General features: G+C 65.1%; 13 protein-coding genes and 1 tRNA gene. 6 read left to right on the top strand and 8 right to left on the bottom strand.

What is annotated here, in order from left to right; genetic code table 11:
• Nucleotides 1-133: 133 nt before the first annotated feature.
• Complete coding sequence (locus AXF13_RS00395) at nucleotides 134-604, bottom strand: phosphatidylglycerophosphatase A family protein (protein WP_062251216.1); 471 nt, start codon at nucleotides 602-604, stop codon at nucleotides 134-136.
• A 139-nt stretch (nucleotides 605-743) separates the two neighbouring features.
• Here AXF13_RS00395 and AXF13_RS00390 point away from each other — a divergent pair, with 139 nt between their 5' ends.
• Complete coding sequence (locus AXF13_RS00390; protein ID WP_062251215.1) at nucleotides 744-1,163, top strand: hypothetical protein; 420 nt, start codon at nucleotides 744-746, stop codon at nucleotides 1,161-1,163.
• A 43-nt stretch (nucleotides 1,164-1,206) separates the two neighbouring features.
• Nucleotides 1,207-1,292, top strand: a tRNA-Leu gene (locus AXF13_RS00385).
• 79 nt (nucleotides 1,293-1,371) lie between these two features.
• Here the strand turns inward: AXF13_RS00385 and AXF13_RS00380 are convergent.
• The 3 genes from AXF13_RS00380 to AXF13_RS00370 form a co-directional block, all read right to left on the bottom strand.
• On the bottom strand, nucleotides 1,372-1,857 hold the full coding sequence (locus AXF13_RS00380) for an acetyltransferase (RefSeq protein WP_083521901.1): 486 nt from the start codon (nucleotides 1,855-1,857) through the stop codon (nucleotides 1,372-1,374).
• Between the two features lie 41 nt (nucleotides 1,858-1,898).
• Nucleotides 1,899-5,792: a translocation/assembly module TamB domain-containing protein gene (locus AXF13_RS00375; protein WP_062251214.1), complete on the bottom strand. Its 3,894-nt coding sequence runs from the start codon at nucleotides 5,790-5,792 to the stop codon at nucleotides 1,899-1,901.
• A gap of 163 nt (nucleotides 5,793-5,955) precedes the next feature.
• On the bottom strand, nucleotides 5,956-8,010 hold the full coding sequence (locus AXF13_RS00370; RefSeq protein ID WP_062251213.1) for an autotransporter assembly complex protein TamA: 2,055 nt from the start codon (nucleotides 8,008-8,010) through the stop codon (nucleotides 5,956-5,958).
• 345 nt (nucleotides 8,011-8,355) lie between these two features.
• On the opposite strand from AXF13_RS00370, the gene AXF13_RS00365 reads away from it, so the two are divergent.
• Complete coding sequence (locus AXF13_RS00365; RefSeq protein WP_062251212.1) at nucleotides 8,356-8,703, top strand: DsrE family protein; 348 nt, start codon at nucleotides 8,356-8,358, stop codon at nucleotides 8,701-8,703.
• A 95-nt stretch (nucleotides 8,704-8,798) separates the two neighbouring features.
• A complete protein-coding gene (gene thiM, locus AXF13_RS00360) occupies nucleotides 8,799-10,010 on the top strand; it encodes a hydroxyethylthiazole kinase (protein ID WP_223299947.1) in 1,212 nt (403 codons plus the stop codon).
• A 28-nt stretch (nucleotides 10,011-10,038) separates the two neighbouring features.
• On the opposite strand, the gene AXF13_RS16320 is transcribed toward thiM, so the two are convergent.
• From AXF13_RS16320 to AXF13_RS00345, 4 genes are all read right to left on the bottom strand, one after another.
• Entirely contained in the window at nucleotides 10,039-10,449 is a 411-nt protein-coding gene (locus tag AXF13_RS16320) for a hypothetical protein (protein WP_150116037.1), read from the bottom strand.
• Nucleotides 10,450-10,454: 5 nt separating this feature from the next.
• Nucleotides 10,455-11,489, bottom strand: a complete 1,035-nt coding sequence (locus AXF13_RS00355) for a serine/threonine protein kinase (protein WP_223299946.1) — start codon at nucleotides 11,487-11,489, stop codon at nucleotides 10,455-10,457.
• Nucleotides 11,490-11,698: 209 nt separating this feature from the next.
• Nucleotides 11,699-13,534, bottom strand: coding sequence for a translational GTPase TypA (gene typA / locus AXF13_RS00350; RefSeq protein ID WP_062251211.1), 1,836 nt, complete (start codon nucleotides 13,532-13,534; stop codon nucleotides 11,699-11,701).
• A 159-nt stretch (nucleotides 13,535-13,693) separates the two neighbouring features.
• On the bottom strand, nucleotides 13,694-14,545 hold the full coding sequence (locus tag AXF13_RS00345) for a purine-nucleoside phosphorylase (protein WP_062251210.1): 852 nt from the start codon (nucleotides 14,543-14,545) through the stop codon (nucleotides 13,694-13,696).
• 277 nt (nucleotides 14,546-14,822) lie between these two features.
• Between AXF13_RS00345 and AXF13_RS00340 the strand changes: the two genes are divergently transcribed.
• Entirely contained in the window at nucleotides 14,823-16,181 is a 1,359-nt protein-coding gene (locus tag AXF13_RS00340) for an ATP-binding protein (RefSeq protein WP_050801273.1), read from the top strand.
• A 19-nt stretch (nucleotides 16,182-16,200) separates the two neighbouring features.
• Nucleotides 16,201-16,884 carry a DUF1847 domain-containing protein gene (locus AXF13_RS00335; protein WP_008683488.1) on the top strand — a complete coding sequence of 228 codons (684 nt, stop codon included), beginning with the start codon at nucleotides 16,201-16,203 and terminating at the stop codon, nucleotides 16,882-16,884.
• The last annotated feature ends 11 nt before the right edge of the window (nucleotides 16,885-16,895 follow it).

Here is a 16,895-nt window from a genome sequence, read left to right as displayed (position 1 = left end):
CGCCCAACTACGGATGAAGACAGCATGCGTAATGACACAGCCTGTTCCATGCAATTGCTGTCGCCATCCGTAAGTCCTTCGGACAACGGCTGCCGCGCATAGTGAGCGGCAAAAAGGCATAGTGTCAAAGGCCCTAAACCAGCCCGACCCAGTGCAACACACCCACGCACAGCAGGGCCCAGAGCCCGGCCAGCACGTCGTCCAGCATGACCCCGAAACCGTCGGGCAGCCAGTTTTCCGAGGCGCGCACCGGCCAGGGCTTGGCGATGTCGAAAATGCGGAAGAACACAAAGGCCGCGACCACCAGCCAGACCCCCGGTGCGGCAAACGGCAGCAGCACCAGCCAGACGCCCACCAGTTCGTCAATGACCACTTCGCCGGGGTCTTTGCGGCCCAGCAGCTTTTCCGCGCGCGTGGCGGCCAGCGCGCCCAGCACAAAGAGCAGCAGCAGCGCCAGCACGCGCCAGCCCATGCCGAGCGGCAGAAAGACAAAGGGCGCCAGCAGGCAGGCCAGGGCCGTGCCCCAGGTGCCCGGAGCCTTGGGAGCCAGCCCGGCCACGCCCAGGCGACAGAACGCCAGTACGCAGGTATCCCGGAAACGCATAGTTCCTCCTGTTCGGAATTGCCGCGCGGCGGCCTGTTCCGTGTATATTTCGTGTATAGCGGCTTTTCACTCCCAAGACCAGCCGCGTGTTGCCTAATGCCAGGCTTTGACATATAAAAACCGGCAGATTGAGGCCGCCATGGACAAAAATCGCAGTGAGGTTTTCGGGCAGTTCAGCTACGACGAAAGCCTGACCTACGAAGAACTGCTGGATGTGGAAAGCACGCTGATCGCCGACCTGGAAGCTCTGCTGCTGCGGGCCGGAGCGACACACCTGGATTTCACGCCGCTGGGCGACGCGCTGATGTGCCAGTGCGCCTTTGAAGCGCACAAGCTCTACGTCTACCGCAAAATCGCCCAGGAAGCGGCGGCCCTGCTGCCGCGCGGCGTCACGGGGCGGCTGCTCTGCCTGGACAAAAGCCTGGCCGCCCTGCATGTCTACTGGATTCAGGCCGGTCAGTGGCAGGAAGAGGAGCGTCCCGTGCCCGAGGATCCCCCCCAGGGGCTGAAAATCTGGCGCGTGCCGCCCGCCCCGGCGGCAACGGAAGGAGAAGAGTGACGGCGGCGCGCCCGTGCGGCAGCGGCCTGATGTGACGCACTATGCCCGGATGGTGGAATTGGTAGACACAAGGGACTTAAAATCCCTCGGCCTTTGGCTGTGCCGGTTCAAGCCCGGCTCCGGGTACCAGGAAATCAACAAACATCCCGGATTCGTTCAGATGGCGAATCCGGGATGTTTTACTAATCCTGAAAATGCGTCGGCCGGTTCATCCCCGCCAAGCCAGATACAGCAGAGGATAGGGCCGTCCCGCGTTGTCCAGGGCTGACCGCCCTGTCACCGCAAAGCCTTGGCGCTGATAAAAGGCCAGAGCCCGCGCATTCTGCTCGTTGACTTCCAGGCTGAGCGCGCCGTGCAGGTCCCGGGCGTGCCGCAGCAGGGCCTTGCCCACGCCGCGTCCGAAATATTCCGGTTCCACAAAAAGCATTTCCACATGCGCTCCGTCACAGCCCAGAAAGCCCACTGGGCAGCCTTCTTCTTCCGCCAGCCAGACTTCATCCACACCCGGCAGATAGACGTCCGCCACTTCCGCGTAAATCCGCTCCAGATCACCGGGCAGCAGAAAGTCATGCGTGGCTTCCACGCTGCGCCGCCACAGTTCAGCCAGGACCGGGAAATCATCGGCCATTGCCCGGCGGACGGGCCAGGACGGGTTGCCGGAAGCGGCGGAAGCGGAATGAGGCGGTACGGACATGGCGGCCCTTCCATTATACGGCACAGGCGGCGACGGACGGATCAGTAATTGTACTTCCAGCGCACGCCGCCCCAGGTATCCTGCTGTTCGGTGCGGAGTTCCAGATTGATGCGCGGGGTCAGTTCCAGCTGGATGATAAAGGCCGTGCTGTCCGGCTTCATGCCCTGCTCCACGCCTACGTAGATCAGGTCGCCGATGTACTTGCCCATTTCCAGGGTGGTGCCCCCCGCGGTCTGGTCACCGGGTTCTCCGGCGGCCCCGGTGGACGAGGTGCCGAGGCGCAGCACGTCCACGCCCAGGGCCTTGCGCGTGAAGTCGAGCATGCCACCCCCGCCCGAGCCGAAACCGGCCAGCTGGGCCACGGCCCCTGCCAGCTGCAGGGCCTCCAGGCGGCTCAACTCATTGGCGCTGCGGCCAAAGAGAATCCGGGAGAGGATTTCATCCTTGGGCAGGCTGGGCTCGCTGCTCAGGCTGAGCTTCATCTTGCTCACCGTGCCGCTGATGGTGATGTGAGCCGTGAGGTCCGGCGTTTCATTGGTCATCACAATATCCAGCAGGGGATTGCTCAGGGAACCGCCGCCAAAGGTGATGACCCCGCGCGTGAGCGCGAAATTCTTGGTCAGGAAATCGAAATTGCCCTTCACGGCGCGCAGTTCGCCAGTAATCATGGGCGCGGCCGGGCTGCCGCTGACCAGCAGATTGGCCTGCCACTCGCTGGTCAGGCCATGCCCCTCAACGATGAAGCGGCCCGGAGCGCGGATGCGCAGATTCAGGGAGCCCTGTCCTTCGGCGGCCGCTGCGGGTGCCGCCGGGGCGGCGTCCGTCACGGTAGCGGCTTCCTGAATGGGCAAGGTGGTGATGCTGCCGCCCACGGCCAGGTTGTTGAGCAGCAACGCGCCCTGGTTGATGACGATTTCACCGCGCACGTCCGGAGCCGTGGCGCTGCCCGTAACCTGGGCCTGGCCGGAAAGATTGATGCGCAGATCCCGGCGGCGCAGAGGACGCAAATGGTCCAGCACGGCCCGCAGATCCAGATTGCGGCCGTCCAGCCCGCCGCCGCCCGTCAGGCGCAGGCTGCCGCCCAGGCCGTCGGCCGCGCTGAGTTCCAGATGCATGCTTCCGGCCAGCGGGCCTGTGCCGCCTGCCGCATTCTTTTTTCCGGCCTCTTTCCCGTTCAGGTCTAGGCGCAGATTGATGTCCGTGAGCAGCACGCCCAGCACCAGGTCCTCATAACGAGCCTTGTCCACGCGCAGGCCGCCGGTCACGCGCGGCGCGGCCAACGTGCCCCCCAGATCGAGATTCAGGGATATCCGGCCGTTGAGACGGCGGTCCGCCAGGGGCAACAAGCTCCAGACGGGACCCACGGCCCCCTCCCAGCGCACCTGCCCGGCCAACTGCCCCCGGGGAGCGGGTTTGGGCAGGCCGTCCGGGCCGAAAAGCAACGGCAGGCGCAGGTTGAGGCGGGCCTCGCTGCCGCCCAGGGCCTTGACGGCCTGGGGGTCCAGCTCCAGCCGCGCGGCCAGCGCACTGCCCGAGGCGCCGCGCTCAATGCCGCCCACCAGGGCCAGATCCAGCGGGGCCACGGGACTGCCCGGCACGCGCAGACGGCGCACGCCCAGCCGGAAATCCCCGCCGGGCCGGGCCGGGCTGCCGCTGAGCCGCACGCGGGCCTCGGCCGTGCCCAGAGGCAGAGCGGGCACCAGCGCGCGCCAGGGTTCCAGGGCCAGGCCGTCCAGAACGACCCGCAAATCAAGTTTCTCCGGCGCCAGCGCGCCCTGGACCTGCAAGCGGCCCGAGGGCGACAGGGCCAGATCCAGGCCGGAAACCGCCAGCCCAGGGTCGCCGTAGCGGATCTCCGCGCCGCGCGTGGCGCGCAGGCCCAGAGCCCGCCCTTTGCTTCCCTTGCCGCTGTTGCCCGCGGCCAGCGCCGCGTTCAGGCGCACTTCCAAGGTTTGCAATGCCACCAGGCCGGGCCGCCACTGGATGTTGAGCCGACTTGTCACGCCGCCCGAGCTTTCCAGATTGAGGTCCAGGGGCCCCTGCAAGGGCCCCGAGGCCCGCGCCCGCGCGCTCAAGCGCAGATCGCCCCGGCTCACCCCTTCCAGATCCAGACGCGCCGCCAGCGCCGCCCGGCCGAAAAGATCCGTGAGCCGGGCCTCGCCGTCCAGGCCGCGCACATGCAGCGCCGCATCCCCGCCTTGCGCGGAGCTGAGATTGAAACGGGGAATCTTCCAGCGCAGCAGGACCTGCTGCGCGCCGGGCCCGGAACCGTTTTGCGGCGCTTCCACGCGTAATTCCAGATCCAGCCCGGCTTCGCCGTCCAGACGCTGCCCCGGCACAAAGGCGGACAGAGCCTGCCAGTCAGCCACGCGCAGCCGGATCGCGCCGTCCAGAACGGGCGCTTTGCCCGGCGTGAGCACGGCGGTCACGTCGCCCGTGCCTTCCAGGCCCGCCGCCCCCAGGCGCAGCTTGCGCAGACCGGCCACAGCCGCCTCCGGCGCGACGCCCGTCGCGTTTTCCGGGCCGCTCCTCAGGTCCGGCCCGTAAAAAAGTTCCGTCGTGAGGCTGAGAGGACGCTGATCCAGCTCGGCGCGCAGGTCCAGCACCAGCCGGGCCTCCCCACGGGCGCCGTCCAGGCCGAACGCGTCGCCCCAGGCCAGGGGCGCGCCCGTGAGCGCCAGCGTCGTATCCTTGAGGGCATGGCCGTTGCTCTGAATATTCGCGCAGGCCAGACGCAGGTCCACGTCCGGCCGCCGCAACGCGCCCTTGGCGGTCAGCGTGAGGGAGAGCGGCGCGCGCAGCATGGCCAGCACATCCCCGGCCTCTTCCGTGCCATCTGCGGTTTTTGCCGGAACGGCGGCCGTGTCCGTCGCCGGACTTTGCAGATTGACGTTCAGACTCAGGTCCAGAGGGCCGTCCGGCCAGTCTTCCCGGCCGCTGTGCCACTGCCCCTGCCCTGTGGCCGTCACACGGCCCGCCGTCAGATTCAGGTCGGCCAAGGCCAGCCGCGCCGAGGACGCCGGGCCGGATTCCCTTGCGGTCGTCCCGCCTGCAAGGGCCAGGTTCAAGCGGGCTTCGGAACCCAACAGGTCCGACGGCAGAGCGTCCACATGGAGCACAGGCTGCCGCAAGACCGCTTCCAGGCGGCTGTCCACGGCCAGGCCCGGCCCCGGTTCCGCTGCGTTGCCCGGCCCTTTGTCCGTCCCCTTATTCGCCCTGGCCGATGGTCCGGCCTGGGCTTCCAGGCTGACTTCCGCCGCCATGCAACTGAGCACGGACACGGCAACAGGCGCATCCTCCGCGCCGCTCAGGCGCGCCCGGACGTGCAGCTTCGCGCCCTCTTTTCCGGCCGTGAGCCCGGCGTCCAGATCGGCCCTCAAGGCTTGCGCTGCGGGAGCCGGAGCAGGCGCGTCAGCAGTTTTCCGCTCCGGCGTCTGTGCTTTTGCCGGGGCCGGCGTTGGCGGCATCGCCGCGCCGCCCAGCAATTCCGACGGCAGCAGGGCGTTTTCCACGCTCAGCGCGTCCAGACGCACTGCGGGCAGCCAACCGGGCAGATCATTCAAAACGCGCGCCGCGTCGCCGAGCATCACGCGCAGGCCCTCCACGGTCAGGGGCTGCCCTGGGGCGGGCGGCTCCGGGGCGGGCGGCAGATCGGGCAGACGACGCAATGCCGGATTGGCGCTGCGGATGGACGCAATACGCATAGTGCCGGGCAGGGCATGCCAGTCCCAGGCAAAGCTGTTTTCCGGAGCCGTAAGCCAGACGCCCTGGGCGTCGGCGGCTTCCAGGCCGAAGGAGCAGGCAAAGGGCAGCGGGCCGGAGAGGTGGGTCAGGCGCACATGCAGGCCGCTTTCCCGCAGGGAGCTTTCCAGAGCGGCATTGACGGTTTCTGTCAGCCAGGCCTGGCCGCTTTCACTGCGCAGCGCCCAGGCCACCCCCCCAGCGCCGCCAACAGCAGCACCAGCAGAACGGCCAACGCGCGGCGCAGCCAGCGCGTCCACCTTTTGGGATGCCTGGGGCGTCCGCTGTGCCCGTCCTGCACGGCGGCCGAAGATTGCGGCGTGGGGCTCGCCGGCCGCCCTTCCTTTATCCGCGCCATCAGAAGGACTGCCCTATGCTGATATAGACCTGCACCGGCGGATCGCCGTCAATGCGCCGCAGGGGTGTGGCCACGTCCAGGCGTACCGGCCCGATGGGCGTGTAATAGCGCAGACCCAGGCCCACGCCCCAATCCATGTCGCCGATGATGCGCGGAAACTCGTCCGTATAGACCATGCCGCCGTCCAGAAAAGGCACCAGGCCGATGTTTTCAGTCACTTTGAAGCGCGCCTCCAGATTGACGATCTGGTAGGAGCGCCCGCCCAGGGGGTCGTCCTTGCTGTCGCGCGGCCCCAGGGCCTGATAGGCATAGCCGCGCACCGAACCCGCGCCGCCCGCGTAATAGCGCATGCTTGACGGGATGCTGTGCAGCGGCGAACCGGCCATGGCCCCGCCTTCCACCCGGCCCGCCAGCACCAGGCGGTCGTCGGGACGGCCCGTCTTGTCGCGCATGGGCGCGTAATAGACGCTGGCCGCCAGGCTTCCGGCCATGGCGCTGAACGACTCCTGATAAAAGCCGCCGAAGGGCGTGAGCTTGATTTCCATTTCCGAGCCGCTGCTGGGATTGAGCACGTTGTTGCGGCTGTCGCGCCGCAGGCTCACGCGGGGGCTGAATACGCCGTAAGGGTGCTCGCTGTTCTCATTATCCTTGAGGGAACCGCTTTCCATGAACACGCCGACGCCGCCCCACCACTGGCGGGCCAGCTTCCGGTCCAGGCCCGCCGAGGCGTTGCCCGCCATTTTGCGGTAGGCGCTGGTATCTTCGCGCAGGGCCGAGGCCGAGGCCAGCAGGCGCTGCTCGCGCACCAGAAAGGCGGGTTTTTCAAAAGCCGCCTTGATGCCCTGGATTTCCGTGGCCAGAGGCGCGGTGACCGTAAGTTTTTCCCCGTTGTGGAAAAGATTGCGGTGCTCCCAGACGCCTTCCAGGCCCAGACCCGTATCCGTGTCATAGCGGGCGCTGCCGCTGATGGAACGGAAGGGCGCTTCGGCCACGGTAATGTCCGCGGGCAGCACGGGCACGCCGTCTCCCTCGCCGCTTTTTTCCAGTTCCGCCGCGGCCGGGGCCGCCTCCACGGAGCGAAACAGGCCCAGGCCGCGCAGGGTATTGGCGTAATCGTCCAGCAATTCGCTGTCCCAAGGCTCGTCGCCCGGCGTCCAGGGCGTCAGCCGTTGCAAGTATTCGGCGTTGACATCCTGCGCGCCGTGCACGCGGATGGCCCCCATGAGCGCGGGCGGTCCGGTCCGGACCAGGATATCGGCATTGAGCGTGCGGGCCTCGCGGTTCAGGGCATAGCGGGCGTCGGCCACCTTGGCCAGGGGATAGCCCTCGCGGCGGAAGCGTTCCGGCAGGGCGTCCACGGCGGCCAGCATGGCGTCGGCGGTCACCGGCTGCCCCACGTTCACGCCGGGCAGGCTTGCCGGAAAGGACGGCGGGGGCAGCACCTCCCGCTCCAGGCCCCAGAAGCCCGTTTCGCGGCTGCGGTTCTTAAAGGATTCCGGCACCACGGGCGCGGGTTCGTAGCGCACGTCGGCCCGGCCCAGCGTGTAGCGCGGGCCCGGTTCCAGCAGCAGGGTCACCTTCACGGGGGAGGCGGCCTCGTCCATGCTGAAAGAAGCCTTGCCGTCATAATAGGATTGGGAATGGAGCAGCTTGAGCGCGGTTTCCGTATCGGCGCGGGCACGGCGTTCCAGGGCCAGCATGCTGTCCGGCGGCTCCTTGGCGAGCTGGGCGAGCTGGCTGGCGGCCTTCATCTTGCCCTCCAGGGAGGACGGCCCGTCGCGCACCTCAATGCGCAGGGCATAGGGAATGGGCTTGCCCTGCCAGTCCGGGTCCGGCTCAGCGCCCTGTCCGGAGTCCGCCGCCTCGGGCCCGGCATCGCCGTTCCTGGCCAGCAGGCCGCAACCGTTGAGCAGGCCCGGCAGAACCAGCAGGGCGGCCAGCATCAGAACACGCGCCGACTGCCCGGCCCGTGGGCGAGGCCGGGCGTCGATAAAAAAAAGCCGTCCGCCGACGGCGTGAAAAAAACATAAAAGAGTAACGAATGCGCAACGCATAGTATATTCCATATACGCTTGAGCGTCAGCGCGCGCAAGCCGGGTTTCACACGAGGGCGAAAAAAACGCCGCAGCGCCCGCCCGCTTGGCAAAGCCGCGCCGCTTTGCTAGGCTCAACCCTCATTAAAACGCCGTCCGCGAAAAGCTGAATTTTTTCGGGCAGTAAGGCGCAAAGGAGAAATTGGGCGAAGCTGTATTGAACATACCGCGAGGTCAATTTCTTTTTTGCAACGCAGCTGCACGGAAAAAGGCGGCTTTGCAGCAGGCGCTTTTAAGGAGGGCTGAGCCTAGCGTAACTGCCGCTTCGCCATATCGCGGAACCGTGAAACTATCTGGAGAATACTTATGAATTATGATCTCTGCCTGCATATAGACAGCAACGACCCCGCCATGCTGCGCCTGGTGCTGAAAAACGCGGCCAACTACATCAAGGGCCTGCCCGGCGAAAAATTTCAACTGGCCGTGGTTGCCAACGGCCCCGCCGTAATCCTGTTCACGGACGGGCACGCGGATCTGCGCGAACTGGCCGCGCCGCTTCTGGCCCAGGGCGTGCGCGTCATGCTCTGCGCCAATGCCCTGGCGGACAACAAGATCGACCATGCCCGCCTCTGGCCGGGCTGCTCGGTGGTGCCCGCCGGTCTGGTGGAAGTGGTGCGCCTGCAACGCGAAGGTTTTGCGTACATCAAACCTTAAAAAGGTACGTTGCACAACAGACAAAGCCCCCGTTTCCGGCTCGCGGGACGGGGGCTTTCCCATGACGCGGGCGTGGGCAAAGGAGTGCGGAAAGAATGATCGCCAGAACCTGGCACGGCTTGACGCCGCTGGAAACAAAGACGGCTTTCCGGAAGTATCTGGAACAAACCGGCGTCAGAGACGCCCTGGCCCTGCCCGGCAACCGGGGGGCCTTTGTTTCAGTTGTGGACCAGGGCGCTTACGCCCATTTCTTTCTCTGCACATTCTGGGAAAGCCGGGAGGACGTCCTTGCCTACGCCGGAGACAATCCCTCACTGGCGGTCACCTATCCGGAAGATGCCGCCTTCGGCCTGATTTCCGACCCCATCGTCATCCATCAGGAAGTGCCGGAGGCGCGCAATCCCTTCGTGGAAGGCGGACCGCGGCAAAACCTCCTTGAATCCGCAAGCGGTCAGCGGGAAAATCCGCCACTGGAAGCCGTTGCGGAAACCCTGCGCGCCGTAAGGCAAACAAGCCCGCTTGTGCATTTCATCACAAATTACGTCACGGTCAATGACTGCGCCAACATCACCCTGGCGGCGGGCGCTTCGCCGATCATGGCTGACGACGCCCGCGAGGCCGGGCAGATCACGGGCCTCTGCTCGGCCCTGGTGCTGAACATGGGCACGCTCAACGAACGCACGGTGCAGGCCATGCTCCACGCCGGTCAGACGGCCAACCTTCTGGGCAGGCCCGTGGTTTTTGATCCCGTGGGCGCGGGCGCGTCCGATTTCCGCAACGACACGGCCCTGCGCCTGCTGCGTGAGATCCGCTGCGCCGCCATCAAGGGTAACAATTCGGAAATCAGCTTCCTGGCCGGAGGCATGGCCGACGCCAGGGGTGTGGACGCCGGTCCGGAGAGCCTGGTCACCGAGGACAACCTGGCGGAAAACGCCCGGCGCGCCCGGAAAATGGCCGCGCTGACCGGCGCGGTGATCATGGTCAGCGGGCCCATCGATATTGTGGCGGACAGCCGGGAGGCCTGGGCCGTGCGCAACGGCCATGCCATGATGGCGCGCATCACGGGCACGGGCTGCATGTCCGCTGCCGTGACCGGCGCGTATCTGGGCGCGAATCCGCAAGCGCCCCTGCGGGCCTGCGTCTGCGCCATGGCCGCCATGGGCGTCTGCGGCGAGCTGGCCTATGAAAAACTGCGGGCCGTGGACGGGGGCACCGGCTCTTACCGGATCTTCCTGCTGGACGCCATGAGCAAACTGGATGCGGAAACCCTGGCCGCGCGGGCACGAGTGGAGCGCCTGGAACTGTAAGCCACCGCTCCGCAGATGAGCATGACAATCAGGAGTACTTCACTTCCAATAAGTTACTCAGCGAGCGATCCGTCAGCATACTGAACAGTTCGTCGTAATCCCCGGAAAAAACACCAATGCAACCGTTAGTGCCGGGCTGACCGCCATCGGGATGGATACCGAACATACCTTTTCCAGGCGTGCCCCGATCGGTTTGGAAGCATGGTTCAAGAGGCACAAACCAACCAATATTACGTCCGGGGATTCTCATCTCCTCCTGACTTATCCAACCACCATGCCTGACCGGCAGGATATGATATGGACCATCCGGCAAATGCTGGGCGTATCCGTCCGCCCCATAGGTCACGTTCCGACTATGACCTGCAATTCCTCCACTACGGGCCGACCAAACCTTCATGCCGTCAGGTGAGGTCAGAAAGCTGCCGTTGAATTTCCACATAACCACTATCCTCCCTTCACACGGCTCTGAAGATAGTGCCGCTCGACAGTCTCAAGCCAGCCGTCGCCATAGCGCAGCAAGGCCCTGAGCGGCTCCCCGGCAAATGGTTCACGGCAACGCAGGAAAGCGCGTACGATGCCGTCAAACGGCGGTCTGTACAAACGCTTTTCCGTCCGCAGGGCGGCTTCCACCGAGGCCCCGTCCGTGGGAAAACTTTCCAGAAAACCCTCATAGTCCACAGCCCGTTGCAATAGTATGGCCTGTCCCACGTCCGGCTTGATGTTTTTTTGCTGAAGCTCTTCGCGCAGTCGGCGCAGCTTTTCCGGCTTTGATCCGCACCTGTATATCAGTAGTGCCGCTATACGGGAATCCAGGTCGTCGCTCCCCATGAGCGCCTTGATCTTGGCCTCGCAGATTTTTCCCGGCACATGCTCTCCGCACTGGCCTTCCTTCACTACCAGAGCGTCCCCGTGCGCGTCGAGATAGGGCTTGACCAGCGGGTCGCGGGCCTCCTCGCCCAGTGTCTCCGCCGGGCCGTTGTTACTGATGATCCGGGCCAGATGCGGCAGTGCCCTGTCGCGCGTGCGCGGCTCATGCGCCAGGAGCAGCAGAAAATCCGCCATGCCTGTACCCAGCGTGGAGGAAAGCCGCCATTCCGCATCTTGCAACGTCAAAAACAGTCCGGCGTCCACGGGGAAAGCAGCCAGAAAGGCGTCCACATCCTCCGGGGCGCGGGTCATCGCCGCCAAGGCGTAGAGCGTGACAATCCGCTCCAAAGGATCATCCGTGGACAGATTCTGCCGCAGAATCCGCACGTGCTCCGGCCGCTCGGGCAGTCCCACGGAAAGAAAACAGGCTTCCAGGCGCGTGATCCGGTCGGCATCCTGAAACAGTTCGCTGAAGGCCCGCGCCAGAGGCTCGCCGGGACGGGCCGGTTGCGCCGCCCACGCGCCGGAACAGCCGGAACAAAGGCACACAAGCAGCCCGAGAAACGGAAGAAGCGCCCGCAGGCGCACACCAGGGCATTCGCGACCCAGCATGGCATCTCCTCAAACACCGCGCACGGTGAGGCATCAGCCGTTATTTTATTTATTTATAAATAGTATTAACTGAAAATATATTTTCAGCAAGGGCCCTTCCGTCAAAGGAGGGGGCGTGGAAACAAAAAGCGCCCCGCCGGACTTGCCGACAGGGCGCTGATTCATGCTCCAACGCGCCGCCCGTTTCCCCTTACCTGGGGCCCAACGGCTCAGGACTTGCTCTTGGCGGCCTTGCCCGCTATCTGGTAGCGTTTCAGGGACGAAAGCTCGACCTTGCGCAGGCGAAGGGACTGGGGCGTCACTTCCACCAGTTCGTCCTCGCGCACGAAGTGCAGGGCATGTTCCAGAGTCATTTTCTTCACCGGGGTGAGGATGACGTTTTCATCCTTGCCCGCGGCGCGCAGGTTGGTGAGCTTCTTTTCCTTGGTGGCGTTGACGTCGATGTCATTGTCGCGGTTGTGCTCGCCCACGATCATGCCCTCGTAGACCGGGTCGCCGGGCTCCACAAAGAGCGTGCCGCGCGGTTCCAGATTGAACAGGGCATAGGCCACGGCTGAACCGGGCCGGTCCGCCACGATGGAACCGGAAAAACGCGTGGGGAAGTCGCCGCGCCATTCCTCGTACCCTTCCAGATAGGAATTCATGATGCCCGTGCCCTTGGTGTCCGTGAGAAATTCGTCGCGGTAGCCGATGAGCCCGCGCGAGGGCACGGAGAATTCCAGGCGCACGCGGCCCGTGCCGTTGTTGGTGCAATTGAGCATGCGGCCCTTGCGCTGGGCCAGCTTGTCCGTGACCACGCCCATGAAGATTTCATCGCAGTCCACATAGAGATGCTCAATGGGCTCCAGGGTCTTGCCGTTGGCGTCCTTTTTCAGGATCACCTCCGGCCGCCCCACGGAAAGCTCGAAACCCTCGCGGCGCATGGTCTCAATGAGAATAGCCATCTGGAATTCGCCCCGGCCCTTGACCAGAAAGGCGTCACGGTCCGACGTCTCTTCCACCCGGATGGCCACGTTGCGCAGGCTTTCCTTGACCAGACGGTCCTGGATGGCCCGGCTCTGCACAAGTTTGCCTTCGCGCCCGGCCAGGGGCGAGGTGTTGATGCCGAAGCGCATGGCCACGGTGGGCTCGTCCACGCGGATGCGCGGCAGGGCGCGCGGGCTCTCGCGGGTGCAGATGGTGTCGCCGATGGTCACGTCCTCAATGCCCGCCAGCACCACGATGTCGCCGGGCCGGGCCTCCTCCACCTCGGAGAGCTGAAGGCCGTCATAGACCTGAAGGCGGGTGGCGCGCAGGGGCCGGGCTTCGCCGCCCTCGCCGATGCAGGCCAGGGATTCCTTGGCAAAAACCTTGCCGTGCATGATCCGGCCCACGGCCAGCCGCCCAAGATAGTCCGAGTAATCCAGGTCAGCCACCAGCATCTGGAAGGGCTGCTCCGGATCGTGGGCCGGGCCGGGAATTTTGGTCAGAATGGCTTCGAACAGCGGGGAAAGATCTTCCTGCGGGTCGTCGATATTGTTCATGGCCACGCCCGAACGACCGATGGCGTAGAGCACGGGGAATTCCAGCTGTTCCTCGCTGGCCCCCAGGTCGATGAACAGATCGTAGATTTCATTGAGCACTTCCTGCGGCCGGGCGTCCTTGCGGTCGATCTTGTTGATGACCACCACCACGGGCAGACCGGCTTCCAGGGTTTTGCGCAGCACGAAGCGAGTCTGCGGCAAGGGGCCTTCGGAAGAGTCCACCAGCAGAATGGCTCCGCTGGCCATGGACAGGGAACGCTCCACCTCGCCGCCGAAATCCGCGTGGCCCGGCGTGTCGATGATGTTGATCTTCACGCCCTTCCAGCGCACGGCGCAGTTCTTAGCGGCAATGGTGATGCCGCGTTCGCGCTCCAAATCCATTTTGTCCATGACGCGGTCGTCCACGCGCTGGTCGGCGCGGAATACGCCGCTCTGCTTGAAAAGGGCGTCCACCAGGGTGGTCTTGCCGTGGTCAACGTGGGCGATAATGGCAACATTGCGGAGAGAATCATTCTGCTGCATGGGAAAAGCCTTGGATTAGAAAAGGATACGGCGGCGACGAACCGGAAGGCCGCCGTAAAAAACAGTGCAAACGCTCTGGAGAGAGGCCGCCGACGGCGGCGCAAACACTGCGGAGCGGGGCTTGTCATCAGCCTGAAGGAGAGGCTTTGTACGCATTTTTCAAAGTTTTGTCACCAAGGCCCTGAGCAGGCGGTCCAGTTTGGCCCCGGCGCGCCCGGCCACGGCGATGATTTCCTCCAGGGGCGCGGGCGCCATGCAGTCCGGCAAATTCTTGTTGGACAGGCAGGAAAAGCCCAGCACGCGCATGCCCAGATGCCGCGCCGCAATCACTTCCAGCACGGTGCTCATGCCCACGGCGTCGGCACCCCACTGGCGGTACATGCGGGTTTCCGCCGGAGTTTCCATTTCCGGCCCGTGCACTCCGATGTAGACGCCCCGCTCCAGGCGGATGCCCAGATGCTCCGCCGTTTCTTGGGCCAGGGCCCGCAGTTCCGGGTCAAAAACCGCGCTCATGTCCGGAAAGCGCTCGCCCCAGGACGCGCAATTGGGCCCCATGATCGGCGAAACGCCGGTATGGTTGATCTGGTCGGCCATGCACATCAGGTCCCCGGCCTCAAAGAGCGGGTTGAGCGCCCCGGCGGCATTGGTGATGATCAGGGTTTTCACGCCCAGCCCGGCCATGACCCGCACGCCCATGCAGACCTCGGCCGGGCTTCTGCCCTCATACAGATGGCAGCGGCCCTGCTGGGCCAGTACCGGCCGCCCGCCCAGGCGGCCCAGAACAAAGGCCCCGTGATGCGAATCCACGCCGGGCAGCGGAAAACCGGGCAGTTGCGCGAAGGGCGCCACGCAGGGACCGGCCCCGCCCGCGTCGCCAGCCAGGGCGGCTGCCAGGCCCGAAAGGCCGGTGCCCAGGATCAGACCCAGAGGGGCTTCCGCCCCGAAGGCGGAATCGGGCAGGGCGGCGCGCAACGCCTCGACGGCAAGCTGGACTTCTTGTGGATTTTGCATAAGATTATCTCTCGACTTCTGGTAGATTTTCGGGTGAAAGACATCGCCCGGCCACTATAGCCCGCGCGCATCCGGCCCACAAGGGCGGGCGCGCGGCGCGGGCATGCCATAATAGGGAAGAGCACTGTTCCCTGGGGAGAGAGGTTTGAACAAAGCTCAGGACAGCAGCAAAAAAAAGGCCGCCGCCGGCAGCGCCGCCAAAGGCGTTCCCACGGAAATTCCGTTGACCGAGCATAAAATTCTGGTGGCCAACCGGGGCGAGATCGCCATACGCATCATGCGGGCCTGCCGCAAGCTGGGTGTGGCATTCACGGCCGTGTACACCGCCGAGGACGCGGCCTCGGGCCATGTCCGCCTGGCCCGCGAGGAAGGCGGGGAAAAGAGCCTGTTCCGCGTGTCCTCCTATCACGACGCCAACGAACTGATGGCCGTTGCCGACGAGGCGGGCTGCACCGCCGTGCATCCGGGCTACGGCTTTTTCGCCGAGGATTTCCGTTTCGCCCGCCGGGTCACCAAGCGCGACCGCAAACTGACCTTCATCGGCCCCTCCTGGAAAATCATCCGCGAGCTGGGCGACAAGATCAATACCAAGCGCCTGGCCCGCAGCCTGGGCGTGCCCACGGTGCCTGGTTCGGACCGCCCCATTTACGACGAGATGGAGGCCGAGCGCATCGCCAAGTCGGTCTTTGAATTCCAGGAACAGCAGGGCATCCAGCGCCCGCTGGTGCTGGTCAAGGCCTCGGCGGGCGGCGGCGGCATGGGCATTGAGGAAGTCTACGACCCGGACCAGTTCCGCTCGGTCTACCGGCGCATCCGCAATTACGCCCTGCGCCAGTTCAAGGACGAAGGCGTGCTCATCGAGCAGCGCATCACGGATTTCAACCACCTGGAAGTGCAGATCGTTTCGGACCGCTCGGGCACGAACCCCGTGCACTTCGGCACGCGCAACTGCTCCATCCAGTCAACGGGCCTGCAGAAACGCATCGAGGTCGCGCCGGGCTTCGCGCCGGACGAACTGGAGTATACCTTTAATGCGGGCCGCGTGCTTACGGACATTGTGGACTATTCCCTGACCATGGCCCGCAAGGTGGGCTATGACAACGTGGGCACCTGGGAATGGATCGTCACCCGCAAGGGCGACCCCTTCCTTATGGAGGTCAACACCCGCATCCAGGTGGAAAACGGCGTCTCGGCCCGCATTTCGCGTGTTCGCGGCAAAGAGGGCGTGGATCTCATCGCCGAGCAGATCCGCATCGGCCTGGGCCAGCCCCTGGGCTACACCCAGGCGGAAATCGCCTCCGAGGGCGTGGGCATCGAGTACCGCCTCATCGCCGAGGACCCGGACAACAATTTCACGCCCTGGGTGGGCCGCATCGAGCACTTCCAATGGAAGGACCAGCCCTGGCTGGCCATGCTGACCCATGTGCCCCGCAACGAGCCCTACGAGATCCCCACGGAATTCGACCCCAACCTGGCCCTGGCGATCATCTGGGGCAAGGACCTGGAGGAGGCCAAGGCCCGCGGCCTGGAATTTCTGGACTCCCTGCGCCTGGAAGGCCAGAACGGCGCGGGCGACCCCCTTAAATCCAATGTGGGCTTTTTGAAGGCCAATACCGGACGCATTCTGCGTTTTTAACCACGGCCAAGGCGTCGGCATGCACAGTTCCTCCCCACCGCCCCGTTGCGCGGCCTGTCCCTTCAAACGCGAAGAGCGGCTCTGTTGCGTGCCGGGCGGCAAACATCCGCCGGACTGCCCTTCGGCGGCGCACACGGACTTGGTGGAGAAGAGCCGCCGGACCTACGCGCAGCCGGACATCCGGCATTTCGCCCGCCAGGCCGCCCGGGTGGAGCGGCACAGCTACGCGAAACTGCCCGACGGCGGGCGCATGCCCTGCCGCCCCCGGATTTTGGAAATCGTGGCCTTTGCCAGGGCCATGGGCTACCATCGCCTGGGCCTGCTCTTTTGTATCGGCCTGCGGCGCGAGGCCGCGGGAGCGGCGGAAATCTTCGAGGCCCAGGGCCTGGAAACAATTTCCGCCGTTTGCAAGGCGGGCGGGCTGTCCAAGAGCGAGCTGGGCCTCTCGGGCGAGGATCTGCTCAACCCGGAGCAGCCGGAAAGCATGTGCAATCCCGTGCTCCAGGCCGAGCTGATGAACAGGGCCCAGGTGGACTTCAACGTGCTGCTGGGACTCTGCGTGGGCCACGACACCCTGGCCCTGCGCCATCTGGAGGCCCCGGCCACCGTGCTGGCCGTCAAGGACCGCATGCTGGGACATAATCCGCTGGCCGCTGTCCAGTGCAGCGGCAGTTATTTCAACTACCTCAAGACACCGATGTAAGCGGCGCACCT

Origin of the sequence: Desulfovibrio fairfieldensis, assembly GCF_001553605.1 — a bacterium.
In the GTDB taxonomy this organism is placed as follows: Bacteria; Desulfobacterota; Desulfovibrionia; order Desulfovibrionales; family Desulfovibrionaceae; genus Desulfovibrio; species Desulfovibrio fairfieldensis.
This window is presented reverse-complemented; position numbering and strand designations above follow the sequence as displayed.

What these genes read in the sequence shown, in the direction of transcription:
- AXF13_RS00395 (WP_062251216.1), bottom strand. Translation starts at nt 604, where the DNA reads ATGCGTTTCCGGGATACCTGCGTACTGGCGTTCTGTCGCCTGGGCGTG.
- AXF13_RS00390 (WP_062251215.1), top strand. Translation starts at nt 744, where the DNA reads ATGGACAAAAATCGCAGTGAGGTTTTCGGGCAGTTCAGCTACGACGAA.
- AXF13_RS00380 (WP_083521901.1), bottom strand. Translation starts at nt 1,857, where the DNA reads ATGTCCGTACCGCCTCATTCCGCTTCCGCCGCTTCCGGCAACCCGTCC.
- AXF13_RS00370 (WP_062251213.1), bottom strand. Translation starts at nt 8,010, where the DNA reads ATGCGTTGCGCATTCGTTACTCTTTTATGTTTTTTTCACGCCGTCGGC.
- AXF13_RS00365 (WP_062251212.1), top strand. Translation starts at nt 8,356, where the DNA reads ATGAATTATGATCTCTGCCTGCATATAGACAGCAACGACCCCGCCATG.
- thiM (WP_223299947.1), top strand. Translation starts at nt 8,799, where the DNA reads ATGATCGCCAGAACCTGGCACGGCTTGACGCCGCTGGAAACAAAGACG.
- AXF13_RS16320 (WP_150116037.1), bottom strand. Translation starts at nt 10,449, where the DNA reads ATGTGGAAATTCAACGGCAGCTTTCTGACCTCACCTGACGGCATGAAG.
- AXF13_RS00355 (WP_223299946.1), bottom strand. Translation starts at nt 11,489, where the DNA reads ATGCTGGGTCGCGAATGCCCTGGTGTGCGCCTGCGGGCGCTTCTTCCG.
- typA (WP_062251211.1), bottom strand. Translation starts at nt 13,534, where the DNA reads ATGCAGCAGAATGATTCTCTCCGCAATGTTGCCATTATCGCCCACGTT.
- AXF13_RS00345 (WP_062251210.1), bottom strand. Translation starts at nt 14,545, where the DNA reads ATGCAAAATCCACAAGAAGTCCAGCTTGCCGTCGAGGCGTTGCGCGCC.
- AXF13_RS00340 (WP_050801273.1), top strand. Translation starts at nt 14,823, where the DNA reads ATGCGGGCCTGCCGCAAGCTGGGTGTGGCATTCACGGCCGTGTACACC.
- AXF13_RS00335 (WP_008683488.1), top strand. Translation starts at nt 16,201, where the DNA reads ATGCACAGTTCCTCCCCACCGCCCCGTTGCGCGGCCTGTCCCTTCAAA.